The sequence below is a fragment of the Desulfobacter sp. UBA2225 genome (genome assembly GCF_002348205.1).
GTDB lineage: Bacteria > Desulfobacterota > Desulfobacteria > Desulfobacterales > Desulfobacteraceae > Desulfobacter > Desulfobacter postgatei.
The window spans coordinates 1,919-5,218 of record NZ_DDYV01000059.1; the positions used below are offsets into that span (position 1 = coordinate 1,919).

The window sequence follows — 3,300 nt, forward strand, 5'->3', positions numbered from 1 at the left end:
GTATTATCGGTGGTGCAGACGGGCCCACCACCATATTTCTGGCATCCAAACTGGCCCCCTCCCTTTTAGGGGTCTGTGCTGTGGCAGCCTATTCCTACATGGCCCTTGTGCCTATTATCCAGCCCCCGGTGATGAAGCTTCTAACCACTGCAGAGGAAAGACGAATCCGCATGGTCAAGGGTAGAAAGGTGGGAACGCTTGAAAAAATACTCTTTCCCATTGTCTCCACCTTTGTCATCATCCTGCTGGTCCCGGCATCAGCGCCGTTGATCGCCATGTTCATGCTGGGGAACCTGTTCAGGGAATCCGGCGTGGTAGGACGTCTGCACGATGCCGCCCAGAACGAACTGATGAATATTGTTACCATCTTTCTTGGGGTATCAGTAGGCGCAACCATGAATGCGGAGAATTTTTTAAGGCCCCAGGTGATATTTGTTTTTTGTCTGGGGCTTTTTGCTTTTGTGATCTCCACCATGACAGGGATCCTTCTGGCCAAGCTCATGAACATTTTTTCCAAAAATAAAATTAACCCACTGCTGGGCGCAGCCGGTGTTTCTGCCGTCCCCATGGCTGCCAGGGTGGTTCATAAGGTGGGTATGGAAGCGGATAAGAAAAATTATCTTCTCATGTATGCCATGGGGCCGAACGTGGCAGGTGTTATCGGCACCGTGATTGCGGCCGGTATTTTTTTAACCCTTTTAGGGGGGTGATCGTGATCACCCCAGGTTTTCTTTTCATCGCTCTTACACATCGTGTGGTAGGAAATCAGACGGGCACCCGGCTTTTATGGGTGTTCGGCGTGCACATTATTTGGAAAGCGGGCAGGCCAGCATATGTTCTCTGATCACCTCAAACAAATCACCGAATCTAAGAACACCGGTGACCGTGTCGCCGTTTTTTACGATCAAAGGCTGGTGAGCCCCCATAACATATTCATGCAGCGCTTTTTCCAGGGAATCGTTCTCCTGGAGGTATTCAGCCTTGCTAGGTACGTGCATGATTTCAGAAATCTTGATGCCAGCGCCGCGTTCGCAAAGGTTCCGCACGGGCTCCATCCAGAGGTTAAAATCCCGCATAGCATTAATCACGTAATCTCTAGTCAGTGTACCATCTTTATAGTTTTTAAAGACCTTGTTATAATTGGGCTCAAGGGTTCTAAAAATATCAATCATGGTAACTTTTCCCTTGAATTTGCCATTGTCGTCGACGACAATAACATCCCTGTGGGAGTGGTGGCCATCTGGTTTGTTTTTTTCCAGAACCTGGAACATATCATAAACGGTATCCGTTTCCTTGATGGTCACATAGTCAGGTAAGGGGATCATAACCGTTTTTATTAGAATTTCTTTCATCGCATTCTCCTCAAAAAGGTATTAATGGCCTTAATTATGATGATTTTATAAAAAAGTCTGGGTAAGTTACTCAGATCTTTAAAGCTTTTTTTGTGTGCTATGCCTGGTAGTTGATATGTCAGGTCAGCCCATGACTATTTTCTAGAATTATATGAGAAAAATATGGGAAGTCAAGCTTTATAGGTAATTTGACCCTGTCAAAGTTCGAATTAAAAAGATTTTTCGTCATTGATTGATTCCCTTCATTATATAAGAAATAGTTGTATAATCTGCACAGAACTTACAATTTTCGTTGTGGATAGAGCCACGGTGAAAAAACAGGTCAGCCCGTGCTGTTTTCTGCGATTGTCTGTAAAACCGGTCTTTTGATCTTGTGTCTTTGAGGGGAATAAATTATAGTGGGAACCTTTTAAATATGGCAATTATGGTAGATTCCGCTTTGGTAGGAATACGTTGAAAACAGTGTAGACATAACTGAATGCGTCCGACTAATGAACCCATCCCCGGGGATGACCCGGGACCGTCCGGGGACAAACCTGTCATCCCGGTATTTACCACAGATATATTAGAACAGAGCACAGCCGTTGATCTAAGCACCGGTAAGATGCCCCCTCATTGGGATGGCCTGACCGAATATCTTAACAGCCTGGGAACCGTCGAACTGTCCCAGCGCTGGAAAAAAGCACGTCAGATTATCCAGGAACACGGCTCTGCCTACAATGTTTTTAATCCGAAAAGCGCCACAGAACGGCCCTGGGCACTTGACCCCATTCCCCTACCCATTTCAAGCCACACCTGGCAGATCCTTGAGCACGGCATTCAGCAACGTACAAAGCTGTTGGCCTTGATTTTTAGAGACATCTACGGTCGCCAGGAGTTTATCAAAAAACGGGTACTGCCTGCGGAACTGATCTTTGGTAATCCAGGATTCCTTCGTCAGTGCCGGTTTGGTCCGGATCGCGTTACTCCGGATCACCACCTGTTTTCTTCGGATCTCATCCGCCTGGCCGATGGCAGGTGGCAGGTGGCGTTCCATGGGACCCAGGCACCGGCCGGGATCGGATATGCCCTGGAAAATCGCGTTATCCTTACCCGGATTCTGCCCAGGATGTTTCACTCCAGAAAGGTCCAGCGGTTGGCCCCGTTTTTTAAGTACCTTAATCTGTCCCTGATGGGAATTTCCGGTCAGAAACACCAGGAGCCCCGCATTGTGATGCTCTGTGAAGGCCCTTCCGGAGCCCATTATTTTGAGCAGGTTTTTCTGGCAAGGTATCTGGGCTATACCCTGGTGGAGACCAATGATCTGACCACTAGAGGGGACTGGGTGTTTCTTAAGACTCTGGGCGGTCTCCAGCGGGTCGATGTCATTTTGCGCCGGGTTCCGGATTATGCCTGTGATCCCCTGCTTAGCACGAGCCGGACATTTCCCGGTATCCCCGGCCTGGTTCAGGCGGTCAGGGCAGGCAATGTGGCTATAAGCAATGCGCTTGGGTCCGGTGTTCTTGAATCTCCGGGCCTGTTCGCCCTGCTGCCAACGTTATGCCGGGACATTCTGGGCGAGCCCCTGATCCTTGAAAATATCGATTCCTTCTGGCTGGGAACCCCGGATACCCAGCTTCGGGTGGTGGAAGAGATAAAAAGCAATACCCGCGCCATGACCCTTTACAGCGCGTTCAGCCCGGCCCATACCCGGGTGGTGCATACCCGATTCCTGGCCGGGCCTAACAAAGAAGAACTGATTAATGCCATCCAGGCCACGCCCTATGCCTGGGCCGGCCATTATCCGGTTGAGCCTTTTACCGTGCCGGCCTGGTTGGAACAGGGGGTGAAAAACAGGCACACAGCTGTGCGTATCTTCTCTACCTCCATCACTGAAAATGCCGGTACTGCGCCTGCAAAAATCTCGGATCAGGTGGAAGCTGCGGTCATGTCCGGTGGATTGTCCCGG

At 49.5% G+C, this 3,300-nt stretch carries 3 protein-coding genes; 2 read left to right on the forward strand and 1 reads right to left on the reverse strand.

The genetic code is table 11. From position 1 onward, the window contains the following. On the forward strand, window positions 1-710 hold a 710-nt coding region (locus tag B3D59_RS03230; protein WP_286817666.1), incomplete at its 5' end, for a sodium ion-translocating decarboxylase subunit beta. Between the two features lie 96 nt (window positions 711-806). On the opposite strand, the gene B3D59_RS03235 is transcribed toward B3D59_RS03230, so the two are convergent. Further along, window positions 807-1,352 carry a CBS domain-containing protein gene (locus B3D59_RS03235; RefSeq protein WP_286817667.1) on the reverse strand — a complete coding sequence of 182 codons (546 nt, stop codon included), beginning with the start codon at window positions 1,350-1,352 and terminating at the stop codon, window positions 807-809. A 478-nt stretch (window positions 1,353-1,830) separates the two neighbouring features. Between B3D59_RS03235 and B3D59_RS03240 the strand changes: the two genes are divergently transcribed. Beyond that, window positions 1,831-3,300: circularly permuted type 2 ATP-grasp protein (locus B3D59_RS03240; RefSeq protein ID WP_286817669.1), on the forward strand; the 1,470-nt coding region annotated here is incomplete at its 3' end.